This is a genomic window from Maribellus maritimus (assembly GCF_022267315.1).
In the GTDB taxonomy this organism is placed as follows: domain Bacteria; phylum Bacteroidota; class Bacteroidia; order Bacteroidales; family Prolixibacteraceae; genus Draconibacterium; species Draconibacterium maritimum.
Genome location: NZ_JAIKLE010000050.1, coordinates 17,159 through 37,279, shown reverse-complemented (window position 1 = coordinate 37,279; position 20,121 = coordinate 17,159). Strand labels below are relative to the sequence as shown.

Genomic DNA, 20,121 nt, shown 5'->3' with positions numbered 1-20,121 from the left:
GTTTCCGGTCGGATAAAAGATTACGATGAATGCCTTAGCAAATTTGAGCGGAAGTATTTACCAGGAATCGAAACTTCGAACATGGATTACAAAGTTATTGACTTTTTGTCTGATTTTGTAGGGATACGGGTTGTTTGTCCATATCTGAAGGATATAAACATCGTCCGAAAAGAACTGAAAAAATATTTCAGAGAAGTTTCTATAACCGATAAAACCGTTCAGATTGAAAGCACCGATGATAAATTTGGCTATAAGAGTTTGCACCTGGATCTTAAATTGAATGGGAAATATGGGAAAAAAACAGAATATGTTCGTTACACAAGTATCCAGTTTGAGCTTCAAATCAGGACTATCATCCAGGATGCATGGAGTGTTCTGGACCATAAAATCAAATACAAGAAAAGTATTCCACAGAGCCTGAAGCGAAGAATAAATCGCTTATCCGCATTGTTCGAGATTGCAGACGATGAATTTTTGCGAATAAACGATGAAATTACTTCGGAAGAAAAAAGAATAAACAGAAGATTAAAACAAGGGCAAATTGTTGAGAAAAATAAACCATTAGATGTATTCCGCTTTTTATTTGTAGCCTTAAAGTATTTTCCAGAGTATAATTTTATTGAATTCAAAGTAGACGGATTTGTACAGGAAATTCTGAATATAAAAAGTAAATTTACTGAAAGTGAGTTAAATGACGCACTGGAAATTTATCTGACATCGGTTGATCAGATAGCTGAAAATGAAAACAAGAAATTAAACCCATACACAAAGATTCGTTATTGCTTGTATCTGTTCGACCGTGATTTATTTTCAAGAATATTATCTGATTATCAAAAAAGTACCGTCTTGTTAATTAAATGATGCCTAAGATCTTCCCAATAGATTAACTTTCATCATATCCGTAGTTGTTCCATTATATCCATTACCTTTAGAAAAGTACAAATACAATAAATAGATGCAGGTAACAGTAAACCGAAAGGATATTAAATTTTACCCGGATGCCTCCAGAAAAATCGCAAGATTTCTTTACACCGGAGACGAAAGGGCGCTTAATGCCATACGTTCAGTACTTAATTTGTCTGAGACCTCGGTGTCACAAACATTAAGTCCTGTGCTGAGAGACTACTCTCTTCGACATAGAAATATCTCTAAAATTTTCGAAAAGCATTTTAACAGGATTGCTCACCTTTTGAAACAGTTAGGAACTGAACCTGAATCACTTAACATATCACAGAAAATACTTATAGGTTCCTATTTTACGATGGAGTATTCAATTGAGGCAGCCGCCTTTTTCAATCCATCGATTGTAGAACATCCCGACCAGTCAGAAATTGGCAAGGACGGAAAAAGAGTCATTTTGAGCTTCAGAGCTACAGGTGAAGGGCATATTTCATCCATCGTTTTTAGAACGGGGGTATTGGATAAAAACAATAATTTATCGCTAGAGCCTGTTGGCAAAATGCTGGAAGAAGCAGAACATATCAGGCGGCATGTGTATGATAAAACCTCGTTTAGCGCCAAATTAAATGAAATGAAGGATATTCATGCCATTATTCCTTCCGGTTTGATTTTAGACAAGTTAAATGATAAATTCACTTACGGCGAATTGAGGGATTGTATAAAACAAGCCAGGAGTTCTTTACACTTGACAACCGAGAAAGAAGCACTGTTTAATCAGATTACCTGGCTTGCCTCGTCGCATTATGAACTTGAATTTTCATTAGATACAAATATTTCAGAGCGGGTTATCTTTCCCGTATCAGTAAATGAAAAAAATGGGATTGAAGATGCCCGTTTTGTAAAATTCACCAATGATAACAACGAAACGAGTTACTATGCAACTTATACGGCCTATGACGGGACTGCCATATTGCCCAAATTGCTTGATACCAAAGACTTCTATCACTTCAGAGTTTTACCACTTCACGGAGAAATCGCCCAAAACAAAGGGATGGCGCTTTTTCCACGTAAAGTAAACGGAAAATACGCCATGCTTTGCAGACTCGATGGCTTTAATAATTACATAGCTTTTTCAGATAATATTTCAATTTGGCGCAAAGCAACATTACTACAAAAGCCTAAATTTCCGTGGGAATTTGTTCAAATCGGGAATTGCGGTTCACCCATCGAAACACCTGAAGGCTGGTTGGTAATTACCCACGGGGTGGGGCCAATGCGTGAATATGTTCTCGGGGCATCATTGTTCGATCTCCAAAATCCGGAGAAAGAGATTGGCAGGTTAAAATCTCCCTTGCTAATCCCTAACGCCAATGAAAGGGAAGGATATGTCCCCAATGTGGTTTATTCCTGTGGTTCAATGATTCAAAACGAGGATTTGATTATTCCTTATGCCATGTCGGATTACGCCTCAACGTATGCAACTGTAAACCTTAGGGAACTCCTGAATGAATTAAAAAGAAGCAAATAATCTGCAAAATACAACCTAAAGTCAGAAATATTAAATTTGTTTACAATAGGATTTTCAAAAAGCATATAAAAATGTGTGAATGATGTAACTCTAATTCAGAATTGTGTAATACTTTACGTACACAAAATAATGATCTTGTTCTTGTGAAAATTCATTCACAACTGTTCCGCCAGCTGCGGAAATTTAGAAAAACAGAATATGAAAATGCAAAATAAAAACAGCCCGGTAAAAGGTATTCTTTTAGTAGTTTTTGCGGCAATGATGATAATTCCATTCACATCGTGCGCGAAAAAGTACACTTTTTTAAGTTCAAGTGTTGTCCCTGCAGCAAATGGTTATGTTAAGTTGAAAAAGGATAATAACAAGAATTATATAATAAAAGTAGAGGTATCTGATTTAGCTGAAGTCGAAAAGGTTCAATCATCTCAAACTACTTATATAGTTTGGATGGAAACCGACGAAGGCAATGTTGAGAACCTCGGACAATTAAAAAGTTCAACCGGCTTTTTGTCAAAACGCCATACTGCATCCCTGGAAACGGTGTCCTCCTACAGGCCGGTAAAAGTATTTATTACAACCGAAAATGGAACGAATGTACAATATCCGGGAGAACAAATTGTACTGCGCACTGACACTTTTTAAAAAGTAATGCTACGTTTATAAGAGCCGGTTAAAATTGAATTTTAAATGATGCTTACTGAAATGAGTAATTTAATTATAGAGGAGCAGTTAATGTTTAACCATTAGACAAATGGTTAAACATTTCAAAAAGCAACTGAAAGGTTGTCTTTTATATTTGAGCGATAAATTATTTTTAATGATCAATTTCCGTTAGTGAGTGTTTGTGAGATGTAAATCTTTTTATAATATGATGCAATACACATTATCAATGGAAACCTGATTTTTGCTGATAGAATTTGTTTTCAATTTGAATTTAATGATATGCCTGCCTTAACCATTGCTATTGTCGTCCTGATTGTTGGTATTATCCTTTGGCAGATAAATAATTATGTTCCAGCGCAACGCAGTATTAAAAATATTCTTAATGCGATTGTGGTAGCTGTTCTTGTGTTTTGGTTATTATATGTATTTGGAGTATTTAATAGTTAGAGGAAAGTAATAATTCTAGTTTGAGTTTAGTCTGTTGGCTGGCATAGACTTTTCCTTTTAATTCAGTGAACTATGGTTTTATTCCCAAATCATTTAGCTGAATTAATCCCTTACATAATAGCCAATGGGTACTTTGTCCATAAAATTCAGAACACTCCAATCTATACATATCAAAATCCGATTGAGAGCCTTGTCTGCTTGCTATGAGAAGTTTCTTTAAAAACATACTATTAGCAATTTAACATGAAAAAACAAAAAAGACCTTTAAAAGAAACTTACAAACTGAACAAAACAAAAGAAATTCTACAAATAGAGAAAAATGAAGGAGCTGAAGTATCTCCTTCCGAACCCAATACTCATAAACTCATTCAAGAGCTTAAGGTGTATCAGATAGAATTGGAAATGCAAAACGAAGAATTAAAGCTGGCAAAAGAGAAGGAGGAAGTTGCCAAAAAGAAATATATTGAATTGTATGATTTTGCCCCGTCTGGTTATCTGACACTTTCAAACAAAGGTAAAATTATTGATTTGAATATTGGTACAGAAAATTTGTTGGGGAAAAACCGAACATCATTAATTAATAGCAGCTTTGGTTTTTTTGTTTCCTCCGACGCAAGAACCGTTTATAATAATTTTCTTCAAGACGTATTCTCAACAAATTTAAAGCAAGCCTGCGAGCTTAAACTTGCAGGAGGCGATGATTCAATGAGATATGTACTCGTCAATGGTATTACCAGCAATGTTGAGGAAAAATGCATGTTGACACTGGTTGACATCACAAAGCTTAAATTTACCGAGGACGAATTGATAAAAGCCAGGGAGAAAGCAGAAGAAGCCAACAGGCTAAAATCAGCTTTTCTTGCCAACATGAGCCACGAAATACGGACACCCATGAATGGCATTCTGGGGTTTTCAGAACTTTTAAAAACGCTAACCCTGACAGGCGAAAAGCAGCGGGAGTTTATTGATATCATTCAAAAAAGTGGCGTCCGTATGCTCAACATTATAAATGACATTATTAGTATCTCAAAAATAGATTCACAACAAATTGAAGTTCTGGTTTCAAATACAAATATAAACGAACAGGTAGAGTATATTTATCATTTTTTCAAGCTGGAAGCGGAGCAAAAAAAATTAGATATTTCATTCAAAAACGGGTTGAACTCCGACAATGAATTAATCCGGACAGACCGGGAAAAAATATACGCATTGCTCACCAACCTGGTTAAAAATGCCATTAAATTTACAAAAACCGGTTCCATTGAGTTCGGTTATGAAAAGAAAGGCGATTTCCTGGAATTTTATGTAAAAGATACCGGACCTGGTATTCGGGATGAATATAAAGAAATTATTTTTGAGCGGTTCAGACAGGGGAATGAATTGCTATCCCGCGAATACGAAGGCTCGGGATTAGGATTGGCAATTTCCAAAGCTTATGTTGAAATGCTTGGAGGTAAAATTTGGGTGAAAAGCAAACTTGGGCAAGGTTCAACATTCCGTTTTACTATTCCTTATCATAAATGCAATAAAAAAAAAGAGCTCATTCAAACTGTATCAGAGGAAAAAATACGACCGAACAAAAAATGGAAGATTCTGATAGTTGACGATGACGAACCATCACGAATACTATTAAATATGATGATCAAGCCTTTGGAAGGTAAAATATTTCAGGCCACTTCTGGTCATGAAGCCATTAAAGTTTGCCGGCACAATCCGGGTATCAACCTGGTACTAATGGATATCCGGATGAAAACAATGGATGGTTATGAAGCTACACGTCAAATCCGTAAATTTAACAAAGAGGTTGTAATTATTGCACAAACAGCTTTCGCGCTTCCTGACGATCGCGAAATGGCAATTCAGGCAGGTTGTAATAGTTATATTTCAAAACCGACAAACCGGATGGATTTGATGGATTTGATCCATCAATATTTAAGGTGATTTGGTAAATGTGTGAATGATGTAACTTATTCATAAAGTTTTGCAACAGTTACCGCGGTAAATTGAAATACCTTTGAATATGCATTAATTCAAATGCACAATTAATAATTGAAAAGATGAAAAAAATATTATTCACTCTAGCTGCTACTGCTTTTATTACCGGAACATTTTTAACCGGATGTCTTTCGTCGTCTGAAAAAACAAAAGATACTGAAAATAAAGTACAGGATGTAGAAGTGCCGATATTAAATACGAAAAGCGATTTAGACATAACACAACAAGATTCACTTACCGCACTTCAGCAATTCAAAGCCAAATATGATGAAAAAATAATCGACAACGAAAAAAGAACCGCAGAATTAAAAACAAGTTTTGCAGATGCAACCAAAGAAAATAAGGGCATTTACGAAAAGAAATTGGCCGAGTTGGAAAAAAGGAACAATGAACTAAAAATTAAACTGGCTGATTACAAAGAAGAAGGAACAGATCAGTGGCAGATTTTCAAGTCTGAGTTTAAAAAAGATATGGATGAATTGGGAAAAGCATTTTCCGATTTTACAGTGAGCAATACAAAATAAAATTGAATCCGATAAATGAATAAGCGAGATGGCTTTCATATCTTTTTTATATCATCACAAAAAACTCAAATTCTGTAAGATAAGGGCATCTACAAAAATCTGGAAAGTTCAAATAAAATTACCAAGTGGATTATGGCCGAAGAAGAATAATCCACGTGTCGAAATTACAAAATGGACTATTTGCCAGGTATTAAATTAAAAAAACAAACCATTGAAACAAATAATATTTAGAAAACACAAAGAAGACTAGCTACTTCAAAATGTGGATAATATACATCTTCTTCGAAATTGTGTAAGATACAAAAGGAGGATGATCATTGTAACATCAATTAAATCGATTAAAAAAATAATTATGAGTTCAGGAAAAATTTTATTGAGCGTACTGGCTGGCGCAGCTGCTGGTGCATTGGCGGGAATTTTGTTTGCCCCTGCAAAAGGTTCGAAAACCAGAAAAAAGATTTTAAAGAAAGGAAGAGATTACGCCGATACATTTAAGGAAAAAATTGATGATTTACTTGACACCGTTACCGGAAAATTTGAAAAAGTAAAGGAAGATGTTTCTGACTATGCAGAAAAAGTAAAAAATGAAGTTACTGACGATGCTGAAAAGAAAACGGGTAAATCCAAAGAAGCGGATAAAAACGCAAAAACAGCCTGAGTATAAAAATGTTTCAGATTAGCGAAATTACGATAAATGGAATAGGAATGAAAACATGAGCCTTGAAATCAAATTACTGCGACAAAACGAACAGGCAAGTTACAGGCTCATTGTGTTCATTGTATTTGCCAAGAATTTTTGAATAGATGAAACTTAAACGAACCTGGATGAAAGGGGAATTGAATTCAAAGATTCTTGTAAACAGGCCTGACAAACAGGTTGTGCTAACCATCATTCATAAGGATACTGAAATTGATTCTTTTCAATCAGATGATTCAGTTACTCTTTTCGTAGTTGGGGGAAAATTAAAGCTTCATACACGAAAAGAATCAATAATTCTTAAAGAAGGTCAGTTGCTTAAACTTCACAAAAAAGTTAATTACAGCTTTACAACTTGGAAAGAAACGGTGTTTTTGTTAACTATAGTTAATCGTTAAAAATTTAAATAATCTTATCTAAAAACAAGAGTATCATGCCCGAAGCTATGGAAGACATTGTGGATTCAATTGAATCGCTACTGGAAAGTGCTGCCGATTATGGTAAAACAAGCTACGAACTTGTAAAACTTAAGACGATTAATAAAACATCAGATGTGGTTTCTTCTTTAATACCACATGCTGTTGTTTTTTTAGTTTTGACGTCGTTCCTACTTTTTCTCAATTTGGGTGTGGCTTTTTGGTTGGGGGAAATCTTCGGGAATATGTTTTACGGTTTTTTTGTAGTTGCTTCATTTTATGGAATTATTGGACTTGTGCTGCATTTCTTTATGCACGATCGGATTAAAAAGAAGATTTCAGATTATATCGTTAAACAGGCACTTAAATAGAATATAATGGAAAATACATCTTCCACCGCCGAACTCCAGGTTGCTATCGAATTACTGGAAGCGGAGCAGGCCGTCAAGTTAAAATTAATGAAAAAACAATTTCATTTAGCCTATGAAAGTTTGAGGCCTGTCAATTTAATCGAAAATACTTTGAAAGAAATTTCGACTTCTCCTTACCTGGTTAATAACCTTTTAAACGCTACAGTTGGATTAGCCACCGGTCATCTTTTGAAAAGAGTTATTACAGGTGAGTCAAACAATAAACTTAGAAGATTTTTGGGAATTGTTATGCAATTTGGTATTACTAATATTACTGCAAAAATCCTAAAGCACAAAAGACATTAAGCCAATTTATTTCACACTAAATTTTTCATAAAGGAAAATAAATTATGCAAGTCGAGACCAATAATAGAAATAAAGCAGGTACATAAAATACATTGACAAAAATAATAATTACTAAAATCGTGCGAGATATCCCGAAAATCCCAGACAGGCTATCTTACACCTTATAAAATAAACATTTTTAATAAGATGAAAATTCCTGTAAGTGTAAAAGCTCCTATTATTTTTATTGGTTTGTTTGCCTTCTTTGCAGTTATGTATATCGGTAAAGGAATCATTATTCCCATTATTTTTGCAACCATAATTGCTATTGTTTTACATCCGGTTGTAAAACTGTTTATTAGGTTAAGGATAAACAGGGTTTTGTCTATTATTATTGCTTTATTCCTGGCCTTTCTGACTGTTGCAGCCTTAGGTACATTCTTGTTTTCGCAGGCAAGCCGGTTTTCTGAATCTCTGCCCGAGCTGGCGGATAAATTTACAGAGATTCTCAACCAAACGATTATCTATATTTCGGAACATTTTAATTTAAGCCACAGAGAAATTACAGCATGGATTACAAAAACTAAAAATGAACTCTCCGGTAGCTTGAAAATCGGGCAAACCATCTTCAATGTAGGCAGCGAGTTGGCATTATTGTTTTTAATACCTGTGTATGTGTTTATGATTCTGTTTTACAAACCTATTTTAATTGAATTTTTGCGCAGGTTATTCGGGAAAAGTAACCGAAATAAAGTGAATAAAATAATAAACCAGATAAAAACGCTGATTCAACGTTATCTGATTGGACTACTTTTACAAGTGGCCATAATTTCTGCTATTTACTCAATAGGCCTTTTGATACTTGGTATAGAATATGCAATAATTCTTGGCATAATAGGCGCCTTTCTCAACCTAATTCCATATCTGGGTTCAATCATCGCAGCATCATTGCCGATGATAATTGCTATCGTGACAAAATCATCGCCATGGTTTTCTTTGTTGGTTTTGGCACTCTATATAGTAACACAATTCATCGACAATAATTTCATCACTCCAAGAATTGTTGGCTCAAAAGTAAAACTTAATGCCCTGGCTTCTATTGTTGCTGTAATTGTGTTTGCCGCTTTGTGGGGTATTCAGGGAATGTTAATTGCCATTCCGCTCACAGCTATTGCTAAACTTATCTTCGACAACATTAAGCCATTAAAACCCTGGGGTTTGTTACTGGGCGATACCATGCCGGAACCACCGGAGACCAAGCCAGCTCTTAAAGAATAAAACGGAAGTGGAATATGGTTTGTCGCGGAATGGAATGATTAGCCGGGATATATGTGAATGATGTAACTCTAATCCGGAATACTGTAAAATTTCCCAGTATGAACTCTCCTACCTTTACAAAGTGAAAAAAATTGCACCTTTAAAAAAAGTGAAAATAAACACGGTTGCAGTTAAAAAGCAGGTTATCCGGCTAGGTGAAAAAACGCGTGAAGTCAATATATTCTTTTTAGGAATAGGCGAGTTCTTTTTGTTTGCTCGGCGAATGGCAAAAGAAACCTTTTCCTTGGATTTCGAATTTAGTGAATTCCTGCGCCAGTGTTTTCAAATCGGGTATAAAACGTTACCGCTTATCTCGGTAACAGGTCTCATAATGGGATTGGTATTAACCATTCAATCCCGGCCGGTTTTGGTTGATTTTGGGGCTGTATCCATGCTTCCCGGAATGGTAGCTTTATCTATAATCAGGGAAATGGGGCCGGTGATTACCGCACTAATTTGTGCTGGGAAAATCGGTTCAGGCATGGGGGCAGAGCTAGGCTCAATGAAAGTGTCGGAACAAATTGACGCCATGGAAGTATCTTCCACTCATCCGATACGTTTTTTGGTGGTTACCAGAGTTTTGGCTGCCACTCTGATGGTTCCGATTTTGGTTTTATATGCCGATGCACTCGGGATTTTGGGAAGCTGGGCCGGTGCAAACTTAAAAGAAAGCGTCACTTTTGTGTTGTTTTTTAGTCAGGCATTCAGGGTGGTTGAATTTATGGATTTTTTACCCGCCGTAATTAAAACGTTCTTTTTTGGCGCCGTTATCGGGCTTGTGGGTTGTTACAAAGGTTATTCTGCGGGGTACGGGACAGAAAGTGTGGGCAAGGCAGCTAATTCAGCAGTGGTGCTTGCTTCCCTGCTTGTGATAATTGTTGACCTGATTGCTGTTCAGATAACCGATATGCTTTTATAAAAAATAAAATATGTTTAAAAATGAAACGGTTATACCGGTAAGTACAAAAATACCTGATCTGGTTATTGAAATCAACAATCTCAGTAAAGGTTTTGCCGCTCTACAGGTATTAAAGAACTTGTCGTTAAAGGTTTTTGATGGTGAGAATCTTGTTGTGCTCGGGAAATCAGGCTCCGGAAAGTCGGTTCTTATTAAATGTATTGTCCGTTTGCTAAATCCAGACAAGGGAACAATTACAGTACTGGGTGAAAATGTAAACGAATTAAAAGACAAGGGATTAGCAACATTGAGGGAAAAAATTGGTTTCCTTTTTCAGAGTGGCGCTCTATACGATTCTATGACCATTAAACAAAATCTTGAATTTCCACTGCGCAGAATAAAAAAGAAACTTACGACAAAGGAAAGGGATGAAAAAATTGAAGAAGTTTTGGAGAATGTAGGATTGGCCGACACGTCACACAAGATGCCCTCTGAGCTTTCGGGAGGAATGCGTAAACGGGCAAGTCTTGCGCGTACCATTGTTGTCGATCCGATCATTATGCTGTATGATGAACCGACAACCGGACTCGATCCTGTGACTTCCGACGGAATAAGCGCGCTAATTAATGATATTCAAAAAAAATCCCAAACATCATCTATTATAATCACGCATGATATTGAATGTGCCCGCGCCACCGCTGACAGAATTATCATGTTAAAAGACGGTGAGATTTACACAGAAGGCAACATCAATGATTTTGAAAATTCAACTGATGAGGTAATCCAGTCTTTTTTCAAACAAAAAGCATAAAAAATGGAAAATTATACACCACAGTTTAAGGCACGTTTAGGAATCTTTATTGCAGGAGGAATTGTCTTTTTTGTAATTGCCATTTTCATTATTGGCAAACAACAGAATTTATTTAATCCTGTGTTTAAAATTACAACCAACTTTTATAATGTTAGCGGTCTACAAGCCGGAAACAATATCCGCTTCTCGGGCATCGATGTGGGTATTGTCGATAACATTCGAATAATTAACGATTCAACTGTGCAGGTTGAAATGCTAATCAGAAAAAATGTACAGCAATTTATAAAAGCTGATAGTTATGCAAGTATTGGTTCCGAAGGAATTATTGGCGATCGGATTATCATTATTAACCAGGGAAACAATAACTCACCAATGGCAGAAGACGGACATCATATTTTGTCAAGAGAACCGATTGAAACCGATGATATTATGAGAAATTTAAAAACCAGTGCAGAGAGTGCCGAAGTTATTACGTTGCAACTTGCTGAGATAATGACGAATATTAATAATGGACAAGGAATGCTTGGCCGATTAATACAGGATTCAACCATTGCCGAAAACGTTAATCAAATTGTTGAAAATTTCAAAAAGAGTTCTGAAGGGTTGGATAAAACCATTGAAGTTACAAAAGAAAATGTATTTGCTTTTATGGAGAGTTTGCAGAAAACGGCCGCAAAAACTGAAGTTGCCTCCAACCAGCTTGGCGAAATTATGACAAAAATAAACAGTGGCGAAGGAGCTATTGGAATGTTGCTCAAGGATACATCTATCGTTAATAACATTGATGAAACTATTATAAATCTTAAAGAAAGTAGTATAGGGCTGAACGAAAATATGGAAGCGCTCAAACATAATTTCTTATTTAGAAGATACTATAAACTCAAAGCCAAAAAAGAAGAACAATTGAGAGTTGAAAAAGAAATAAAAAATGCAGCTGAAAATGAATTAATTGAAAAAGAAAAAGAATAAACAGTTGGAAATGGAATATGAAAATGAAATTCAGAATTGTAATCATACTTTGTTTTATTGATAACAAATGATTTTGCATTTGTACATGGGAGACTACAGCTCAAAAAAGATACAATCTACTTTCATGAAAACAACATTGAAACTTACTCTGAACGAAACAGGTTCAACTAAATGTATGTTCCGATTGTTTTTTAAGCCGGTTTTAACAGCCTCTGCGCAAAAAATGCTAATGCAAAACCTTACAGCTCTAATGAAGTAAAATTTATCAAGAATATTAACATCGAAACGCTCGAACAATTCGGACATTCTATTGGCGACACATTACAGTTTCGCTCAACTTTATATCTAAAACCGGAGCAAGTTTCATGTTAAAATACATCCTTTTACCATAAACAAATGAAAACCTGGTGAAGAATACTTTTCGACAGTCTTTTTTCTTCTTTCCGAAATTGTGGGCAGAGGTGTTAATGTATTTAAACAGAACTCTATTAAAGCAGTCGATTTCAGCTTCCGTGATTTTGAAATTGGAAAATCAGCACCTATTTTATTCCGAATAAATTGGAAAAAGGTGGAGATGTGTGAATAATGTAAATATTTAATGGAATTATATAATCTCTTTTTTTACAAAATGAAAGACTTTCACAAAATGAATATTTATTATAAATTAGTTTATGAGACAATTAAAAATAACGAAACAAGTAACTAATCGCGATAACCTTTCTATAAATATCTATTTGCAGGAAATTGGTAAAATAGATATGTTGACCGCAAATGAAGAAGCAGAACTTGCCGGTCGGATTAGTGAAGGCGATCGAGATGCTTTTGAAAAAATGGTTAAAGCCAACCTACGGTTTGTTATTTCAGTTTCGAAACAATACCAGAACCAGGGATTGAGTTTATCTGATTTGATAAATGAAGGAAACCTAGGCTTGTTAAAAGCTGCCGAACGTTTTGACAGAAACAGAGGATTTAAATTCATTACTTATGCTGTTTGGTGGATTAGACAATCTATTTCACAGGCGATAGCTGAGAATTCAAGAACAGTGAGGCTCCCACTAAATAAAATAGGGTTAAAAAATAAAATCTCTAAAGCATATAATCAGTTAAGCCATGAGTTTCTTCGCGAACCAACCATCGACGAACTGTCTGGCATATTGAATCTGCAATCTGAAATAGTTGAAGATGTATTGAATATATTTAATGTTCAAATATCACTGGATGCCCCTATTGGCACCGAAGATCAAATAAATTTGTATGATTTGATTTTAAATGAAAATTCTCCCAGTCCAGATATACATTTAAATGAAAATTCATTTCGTAAAGAAATTGAACGTTCACTCACAGTGCTTAGTAGTAGAGATTCAGCAATAGTGCGTAGTTATTATGGATTCGATAGCCCTGAACCTCTTTCTTTAAGCGAAATAGCATTTAATTATGGACTATCATCGGAAAGGGTGCGTCAAATAAAAGATAGTGCAATCAAAAAGCTTAGAGCTAAAAACATACTAAAAGAATATATCTGTGTTTAATAGTTAACCCAAGTTGATATGTTCTTATTCATTTTACAGTAATTAAATTAAAATGTGTGAATGATGTAATTCTTTCCAGAAGTTATGTAATACTTCCAACTTTGAATATCCTCAACTTTAACACATTAAATATTCACTAAAAAGAAAAAAAATGAAAAAACCAATCCATACACTTACTTTCTTTGCCTTGATCATTGGGTTATTATTTACGTCATGCGTATCAAATAAAAAATTTATCGCTTCAGAAGCCAGGGTGGATAAACTACAAAAAGAAAATGCAAACATGGCCAGTAAACTTAACGAACGTAATTTACAATTAATGAAATTAAAGGATGAAGAAGCAAGCATGCAAAAAGAAAAAGTTGTAGCTCAAGAAGAATATGCATCAGTTCAAAATGATCTGATGCTACTTTCCTCAGAATCAAACATGACAATAAGAGAACAAGCTATTCGATTAAAAAATCTTCAGGATATTATCGATTCTCAGGCGGAAATAACCAATAAGTTAAAAAATTCTATAGGAAATGCACTAAAGAATTATAAAGCGGATGAGCTTACTGTTTACATGAAGGATGGAAACGTTCATGTATCGCTGGCAGAAAAACTGCTCTTTAAATCGGGCAGCGACGTTGTCGATTCAAAAGGAAAAGCAGCGCTTAAATCGCTTGCCACTATCTTAAACAGTTCAGAAGATTTCACCGTATCGATTGAGGGTCATACCGATGATGTTCCAATTAAAACAAAAATGTTTGAAGACAATTGGGATCTTAGTACGGCAAGGGCAACATCTATCGTTCGAATTCTAACCATTGATAATGGTTTCGATGCAAGCCGCATAACTGCTTCAGGGAAAAGTCAGTTTCATCCTGTAAGCTCAAATATTACTGCTGAAGGAAGAGCCGGAAATCGAAGGACGGAAGTTATCCTTTCGCCTGATTTACAGGAAATATATAAGCTTTTATATCAATAGTGACTTTTACCGATCAAAAGTTACAAAACCGTACTCAGTGAAGAGTGCGTTTTTTTTTATTATAAACAATTTCATTAAATCTTTTGGGAGCTTTAAAAAGAAAGTTAACTAATGCTTCCTATGGGGTTGTCCTTAAAATACTCATAAACTAACAATCCGGTTGTACAAATTTCAGAAAGACCTGACTGTATTTCTGGAAACGAATCATATTTCTGAATGACCTCATAATACAATAGAAATGTGTGAATAATGTAAATTATTGAAAGAATTGTGTAACTCAAGTTAAGCAGAATAAACAAAATTTGAATAGTTAAAACTATTCTGTATGGGACAATTGAAAAATACCTATCAAAATAATTCACAAGATCAAATCTCGTTGGAAGTTTATTTGCAATTTATTAGTGAAATAAAACAGATAGATGCTGAAAAGGAAAATGAACTTATACAGCGTATTGGTGAAAACGATACGGATGCATTAAAAGAGCTGGTTGAAGCAAATCTTGGACTTGTTGTATCAATTGCAAAGCAATACCAAGAATTGGGTTTAAGTTTACGTGATTTAATACTTGAAGGAAATCTGGGACTGATATCAGCGGCCAACCGGTTGGTTAGTTCACAAGAATTCAATTTTAAGACCTTTGCTTCCAAGTGGATTGATCAATCAATATTCCAGGCAATTACAGAATATTTTTGGATATCAAGATTGTCGTTTAATCAAAACGTATATAAAAACAGAATTGATAAAGTACTTCACCAGCTTAGCCGTAATTTTGCGAACCAATTGTCGATGAATTGCTCGAAGTATCGAAGTAATTCTTTCGCCTGGTTTACAGGAAATATATAAGCTTTTATATCAATAAAATTTTATTGACAGAAAGGCTTCCACACCGTGCCCTGCAAAGAGTACGGTGTTTATTTTTTTAACAACAGACTGCCTTTGTAAATACATAAAAACCGTATTGCTTCTTTTGGGAAACGAATCATTCTCCTGAATTGTACTCATAAAACAATCGGAATGTGTGAATAATGTAACTTTTATAAAGAATTGTGTAACGACTTAAAAAGGTAAATGCAATAATTTTATATTGGGTTACTGGCATCTATTGGAAATATGATAAACCCGAATAGCACAGCATACTAAAATGCAATCTGAATGATTCTAAAAATTAAAAATATGGAAAGTCGCCGGTGTAAAATACTGGTGAAGCAAGAAATGGATAAACTGGGTCTTCAGAACATTACAGTGGAACTGGGTGAAATTGAATTTGAAGGGGATATTTCCGGCGAGAAATTACAATTGTTCGATTCAGCCCTCAAAAAATTGGGGTTAAAAATTTTGGTGGATAAAAGAAGTCAACTTGTTGCAAAAATTAAGGATGCGGTTTATCAATTAGTTTATCTCACTGGCGATCACATAAAACCAGATTATTCCAATTTTATCAGCGAAAAAGTAAATATTAGTTACAACTCTCTTAGCACTATCTTCTCAGCAAAGGAAAATATTACCATTGAAAAGTATATTATTGCCCAACGAATTGAACGTGTAAAAGAACTGCTCATTTATTCAGATATAAACCTTAGCGACATTGCTTTCAAAATGCATTTCAGTAGTGTAGCTCATTTATCCACTCAGTTTAAAAAAGTTACCGGTTTAACCCCTTCCTTCTTCAGGAACAACAGAAATGACAGGAATAACGAACTTAAAATGTAAAATTAGTCTACAGCATTTTGTTGGGCATCAGCCTTCATTTTTTCATTTGCTGTAATCATAAATTCGACCCTGCTATTTTGTGTCTGACCTTTTGATGTATCGTTTGAGTATTTTGGTACATTTTCGCCAAATCCCTTAATTGTTAAACGGTTATAAGCAATACCCTTAACATACAGGTACCCGGAAATGGTGGCGGCCCGTTGTTCTGATAAGTTCTGATTGTAAATCTCACTTCCTTTGCTATCGGTATGCCCCTGAACTTCAATATTGGTATCAGGATAACTATCCAATACAACAACCAGTTTGTCCAGGATAATTTTTCACCGTCTGACAAGTTCGATTTGTCTAACGCAAACAACACGTTGTTGTTGAATTCCACTGCAATGCCTTCGCCTACACGTTCAACTTTTACATCGGGCACTGTTTGGTTAATTTCCTCTGCCTGTTTATCCATCTGCCGGCCAATTACAGCGCCGGAGGCTCCGCCAACGGCCGCTTCTGTTATTGACTTCAACGCATTACTGTCCGAAGCACGGCTAATTACCGGACCTGCAGAGTCGCTGGCAACAGTTCCTTCTAAAGTCCCTTTTGTTGTTTTATCCCACATGGCACAGCCGGTAAAGATAAAAACTGCGCTTAAAACTACAGATAAAACTATTTTTCTCTCTTTCATATTATTAACTGTTTAATTGTTTAAATCAGAATCTCTCTAAAGACTAAAAAATAAAACTACATCGCTTCGTTTTCATGAAATAAAAACGAAATACTACATAACTTTCAACTAAAATTACATTACCCACTCAGTCCCTGGATATTTTCAGTTCTTCGAAACCAGAACATTTGAATAAATAACCTGTTGTTGGTTAGATGAAAAAATAAATTTTTGATTCAATAAGAAGTGATTGGATAAAACCGACATCGATTCGCATTTAACTTTTATGTTCCCTGCTCATCTTCCGGTTGCAGTAATTACTGTTTTAATAGTTTTAAAAACTATGAGAAAATCATTCGTTATGACCAGTTATCAATGTATTCCAAATCCAATCTCATCCATTGTTCAAATGAAATATTATTTCTTCGTGAAACCTGCCAGGTACAGGTAATTCCTGGCTTCATACTTAATCGCCTTTTTTGCCACTGTTCATATTTTTCTACTTCCGTGGGTATTGGAGGCCGTGGTCCAACTACTGACATCTCTCCCCTTAATATGTTTACAAACTGAGGTAATTCATCAAGTGAAGTCTTTCTCAGAAACCTTCCTATACGCGTAACCCGGGGATCATTTGCGATTTTGAAAACAGGGCCATCCTGTTCATTTTGCCCCAACAATGAGGCTTGAAGCGCTTCCGAACCGACAGCCATTGTACGAAATTTAAAACATAAAAAGCGGCGACCATTCAAACCAATCCGCTCCTGCTTGAAAAAGACCGGGCCACTACCCTCAAGCTGGATGGCGAAGGCAATCATTAAAAAGATTGGAAAACCCAATATAATTACTGTAATGCTAAACAGGAAGTCAAAGGCGATTTTCATTTTTAATCCTAAATAGTTGTCGGGTGTATTCTTGTAGGTTACTAATGGCAATTGGTCAATTAAGCGAAAAGAAAGTAATTTACTTTGAATTCCGTTTTCACTCTGAGCCGTTTCATTAAAATGATGAAAAGAAATACCAACTTCTGCACAATTAGAGATATAGTTGCGTATTTCATGCTGATTATTTTTTGCTTTGCAATAAATTAATTCATCGATGGTTTCTTCACGAAACAATTCATCCAGTTTTTTGCTTTCAGAAATAATTTTGAATCTGTTTTTGTACTTTTCTTCTGTATCCTTGCAATTGGTCATAATGCCATGGATATTGTAACGTCAATCTTTTGCGCGGATAATTTTTTCAATATATTCAGATGAACCCTCATCAGCAACTATCAATAACCGTCGAACATTGTAATCACGCTTTTTTGTAAAAAAGCGCATCACCGTGAAAAATGATTTCTTATAGGTGATTAAAACGAATAAATTAAATGTGCCAAATATGACCAGGTTCTTTACTCCCAATGCAGAATAGCCAAAAAAGATGTTAAAAATATATAAGGACAATACGCCAGTTAAAACAGGTTTCATATAAGCCACAATTAAGGGGAAATAACTAATTGACTGATCTATCTTGCCTGATTTAAATAAACTTAGCAGAAACAACCATACGACTGCTATTACTACCAAAGAATTTCTTAATTCATTAACCGATTCTATGTGCGCTTTTGATGAAGATATCTCAAACCACCAAACAAAACTAAAACAAGCGATGCTTAGCATCACCTGAAAAATTATACTTAGAGACTGTTTTGAAATCATTTTTAAAATTTACTAAGCATCAATCTTATCATTGATAACTGGACAAAAGCAGTACTTGTTTCAGTTAACCTTTCATAATCTTTAGAAGTTCTTCGATGAAATGAAATCCATGCAAATGTTCTTTCAACAATCCATCTTTTAGGCAGGATTTTAAATTTGTGAGTTTCATTTCTTTTAACAATTTCGAGAACCCATCCAAATTTTATCCTGGCTGTTTCTACAAGTTCACCACGATAACCACCATCGGCGAATATTTTGATTATCCCTCTTATGTATTTATTTTTGAGGGTTTTAAATACAAGCTCCGCTGCCTTGCTGTCATGTGGTGTTGCTGAATGGACTACAATTGCCAGTAGTAACCCAAGAGTATCAACAACAATGTGCCTTTTCCTCCCCTTGATCTTCTTGCCGCCATCATACCCGATTTCGCCCTGGCAAACATTGGCCGTTTTTACGGATTGGCTGTCAATTATGCCAACAGAAGGCACAGGGTTCCTACCTTTTTGCACCCTAACCTTCTCTACAAGATAATCATGCAATTCTTCCAACAGCACACTTAACTTCCACTGCCTGAAGTAATAATAAACCGTTTGCCATGGAGCAAAGTCTTTGGGTAGCATACGCCACTGACATCCTGATTTGGTTATGTACAAAATTGCATTCAATATTGACCGTAAACTATGTTTCCTTTTTCGTCCGTATCCAAACAAATCTTTTATAACTTGCCACTGGTTATCGGTTAAATCACTCGGGTAATTTTTCATCATACACTAATTTGTGGTTATTTTAGTGCAAAGAAAATCTACCGTAGTGTGGTTAACTGATAACCAATTAGTTAATTACCAACATCTTCGTGTTAATAGTGCTATAATATTTTTAAAATTTAAAATCAAAACAGTCTCTTAGCTTTTCAAGCGTGTATTCACGTTTTTTAAACATGATTTGGGAATATTTTTTTTGTGGGAACATTGCGACTGTTTAATATCGCAACGTTTGAACTATAAATAATATCAAGATGGCTTCTGAGCTTCATAATATCCACTTCTGGAATAGCTTCCCGTAAATCCTTCACGCTTATTTTCTTCAATTTTTTTTCAAAATCTGCCATTTTATCCCAGGTTAGAAATGTTTGTTTTCTTAACTATTTGTGGAATAAAGGTAGGCTTCCTTGACCGATGAAATGTTACACAACCTTCAAATTAAGTTACATCATTCACACATTCGAATAACATTTTCTTTAGTTTGAAAACTTAAAACCAAGCGAAATAAATACAGAAACAAAGCATCTGCACTCCAACATCTCTGCAGAAAAGTGTGAATTGTGTAAATTTTTCACGGAGTTGTGTAACAAAACTACTGTCCTGACATTCTATTTTAGTACCCGAATAATTCATTAAAAAAAGATGCAGAAAAGACTTTCGTCGAAGGAAATGGGTCTATATTTTATTTTAGCTGTTATTGTAATACTAGTGTTTCTATTAATAGGTGGAAGAAGGTGGTTGGCCGGTTCAGTTCACAGACAAGATAATAGTGAAAACAGTCAGACGGAAATGGAATCAAATCAAGAATAGTCTGGTCATTATTAATTGAACAAAATTAACAGTCAAATTACATTATTTTCAAAATGGTCTTAATCCTATTTCTCACTTTTTCCGGAACAGTAAGCGTTGAATTGCCCTCACTTTTTTGAAGAGTTAGT

24 protein-coding genes are annotated in these 20,121 nt (G+C 35.1%); 19 read left to right on the top strand and 5 right to left on the bottom strand.

Annotation, left to right across the window (positions count from 1 at the left end):
• The 18 genes from K5G00_RS26285 to K5G00_RS26200 form a co-directional block, all read left to right on the top strand.
• Positions 1-861: GTP pyrophosphokinase (locus tag K5G00_RS26285; protein WP_238769472.1), on the top strand; the 861-nt coding region annotated here is incomplete at its 5' end.
• A 94-nt stretch (positions 862-955) separates the two neighbouring features.
• On the top strand, positions 956-2,428 hold the full coding sequence (locus K5G00_RS26280; RefSeq protein ID WP_238769471.1) for a glycoside hydrolase family 130 protein: 1,473 nt from the start codon (positions 956-958) through the stop codon (positions 2,426-2,428).
• A gap of 198 nt (positions 2,429-2,626) precedes the next feature.
• A complete protein-coding gene (locus K5G00_RS26275) occupies positions 2,627-3,070 on the top strand; it encodes a hypothetical protein (protein ID WP_158869274.1) in 444 nt (147 codons plus the stop codon).
• A gap of 300 nt (positions 3,071-3,370) precedes the next feature.
• The gene (locus K5G00_RS26270; protein WP_238769470.1) at positions 3,371-3,538 is read left to right on the top strand and encodes a Thivi_2564 family membrane protein; all 168 of its coding nucleotides are present in this window, start codon (positions 3,371-3,373) and stop codon (positions 3,536-3,538) included.
• 243 nt (positions 3,539-3,781) lie between these two features.
• The gene (locus K5G00_RS26265) at positions 3,782-5,479 is read left to right on the top strand and encodes a PAS domain-containing hybrid sensor histidine kinase/response regulator (protein WP_238769469.1); all 1,698 of its coding nucleotides are present in this window, start codon (positions 3,782-3,784) and stop codon (positions 5,477-5,479) included.
• A gap of 116 nt (positions 5,480-5,595) precedes the next feature.
• Entirely contained in the window at positions 5,596-6,057 is a 462-nt protein-coding gene (locus tag K5G00_RS26260; RefSeq protein WP_158869272.1) for a sll1863 family stress response protein, read from the top strand.
• A gap of 352 nt (positions 6,058-6,409) precedes the next feature.
• Entirely contained in the window at positions 6,410-6,715 is a 306-nt protein-coding gene (locus K5G00_RS26255; protein ID WP_158869271.1) for a YtxH domain-containing protein, read from the top strand.
• 146 nt (positions 6,716-6,861) lie between these two features.
• Positions 6,862-7,152 (top strand): cupin domain-containing protein, encoded by a 291-nt coding sequence (locus tag K5G00_RS26250; protein ID WP_158869270.1) that lies wholly within the window; start codon positions 6,862-6,864, stop codon positions 7,150-7,152.
• A gap of 35 nt (positions 7,153-7,187) precedes the next feature.
• Positions 7,188-7,541 (top strand): hypothetical protein, encoded by a 354-nt coding sequence (locus tag K5G00_RS26245; protein WP_158869269.1) that lies wholly within the window; start codon positions 7,188-7,190, stop codon positions 7,539-7,541.
• 6 nt (positions 7,542-7,547) lie between these two features.
• The gene (locus tag K5G00_RS26240) at positions 7,548-7,886 is read left to right on the top strand and encodes a hypothetical protein (protein WP_158869268.1); all 339 of its coding nucleotides are present in this window, start codon (positions 7,548-7,550) and stop codon (positions 7,884-7,886) included.
• Between the two features lie 186 nt (positions 7,887-8,072).
• The gene (locus K5G00_RS26235; RefSeq protein ID WP_158869267.1) at positions 8,073-9,143 is read left to right on the top strand and encodes an AI-2E family transporter; all 1,071 of its coding nucleotides are present in this window, start codon (positions 8,073-8,075) and stop codon (positions 9,141-9,143) included.
• A 121-nt stretch (positions 9,144-9,264) separates the two neighbouring features.
• Positions 9,265-10,101: an MlaE family ABC transporter permease gene (locus K5G00_RS26230; RefSeq protein WP_238769468.1), complete on the top strand. Its 837-nt coding sequence runs from the start codon at positions 9,265-9,267 to the stop codon at positions 10,099-10,101.
• Between the two features lie 10 nt (positions 10,102-10,111).
• Positions 10,112-10,891 (top strand): ABC transporter ATP-binding protein, encoded by a 780-nt coding sequence (locus tag K5G00_RS26225; protein WP_158869266.1) that lies wholly within the window; start codon positions 10,112-10,114, stop codon positions 10,889-10,891.
• A 3-nt stretch (positions 10,892-10,894) separates the two neighbouring features.
• Entirely contained in the window at positions 10,895-11,860 is a 966-nt protein-coding gene (locus K5G00_RS26220; protein ID WP_238769467.1) for an MlaD family protein, read from the top strand.
• A 671-nt stretch (positions 11,861-12,531) separates the two neighbouring features.
• Entirely contained in the window at positions 12,532-13,389 is an 858-nt protein-coding gene (locus K5G00_RS26215) for a sigma-70 family RNA polymerase sigma factor (protein ID WP_158869264.1), read from the top strand.
• A gap of 151 nt (positions 13,390-13,540) precedes the next feature.
• Complete coding sequence (locus tag K5G00_RS26210; RefSeq protein WP_158869263.1) at positions 13,541-14,359, top strand: OmpA/MotB family protein; 819 nt, start codon at positions 13,541-13,543, stop codon at positions 14,357-14,359.
• Between the two features lie 325 nt (positions 14,360-14,684).
• Positions 14,685-15,203, top strand: a complete 519-nt coding sequence (locus K5G00_RS26205) for a sigma factor (RefSeq protein ID WP_238769466.1) — start codon at positions 14,685-14,687, stop codon at positions 15,201-15,203.
• A 309-nt stretch (positions 15,204-15,512) separates the two neighbouring features.
• Complete coding sequence (locus tag K5G00_RS26200; protein WP_158869261.1) at positions 15,513-16,070, top strand: helix-turn-helix domain-containing protein; 558 nt, start codon at positions 15,513-15,515, stop codon at positions 16,068-16,070.
• Positions 16,071-16,072: 2 nt separating this feature from the next.
• Here the strand turns inward: K5G00_RS26200 and K5G00_RS30255 are convergent, their stop codons facing one another.
• A complete protein-coding gene (locus tag K5G00_RS30255; protein ID WP_158869260.1) occupies positions 16,073-16,360 on the bottom strand; it encodes an OmpA family protein in 288 nt (95 codons plus the stop codon).
• Between the two features lie 93 nt (positions 16,361-16,453).
• Here K5G00_RS30255 and K5G00_RS30250 point away from each other — a divergent pair, with 93 nt between their 5' ends.
• Positions 16,454-16,759, top strand: coding sequence for a hypothetical protein (locus K5G00_RS30250; RefSeq protein ID WP_158869259.1), 306 nt, complete (start codon positions 16,454-16,456; stop codon positions 16,757-16,759).
• Positions 16,760-17,081: 322 nt separating this feature from the next.
• On the opposite strand, the gene K5G00_RS26190 is transcribed toward K5G00_RS30250, so the two are convergent.
• The 4 genes from K5G00_RS26190 to K5G00_RS26175 form a co-directional block, all read right to left on the bottom strand.
• Positions 17,082-17,915 (bottom strand): sugar transferase, encoded by an 834-nt coding sequence (locus tag K5G00_RS26190; RefSeq protein ID WP_238769464.1) that lies wholly within the window; start codon positions 17,913-17,915, stop codon positions 17,082-17,084.
• 21 nt (positions 17,916-17,936) lie between these two features.
• Positions 17,937-18,422 carry a hypothetical protein gene (locus K5G00_RS26185; protein WP_238769463.1) on the bottom strand — a complete coding sequence of 162 codons (486 nt, stop codon included), beginning with the start codon at positions 18,420-18,422 and terminating at the stop codon, positions 17,937-17,939.
• A gap of 2 nt (positions 18,423-18,424) precedes the next feature.
• Positions 18,425-19,189, bottom strand: coding sequence for an IS5 family transposase (locus K5G00_RS26180; RefSeq protein WP_238769462.1), 765 nt, complete (start codon positions 19,187-19,189; stop codon positions 18,425-18,427).
• A gap of 164 nt (positions 19,190-19,353) precedes the next feature.
• Positions 19,354-19,530 (bottom strand): hypothetical protein, encoded by a 177-nt coding sequence (locus K5G00_RS26175; RefSeq protein ID WP_158869256.1) that lies wholly within the window; start codon positions 19,528-19,530, stop codon positions 19,354-19,356.
• Between the last annotated feature and the right edge of the window lie 591 nt (positions 19,531-20,121).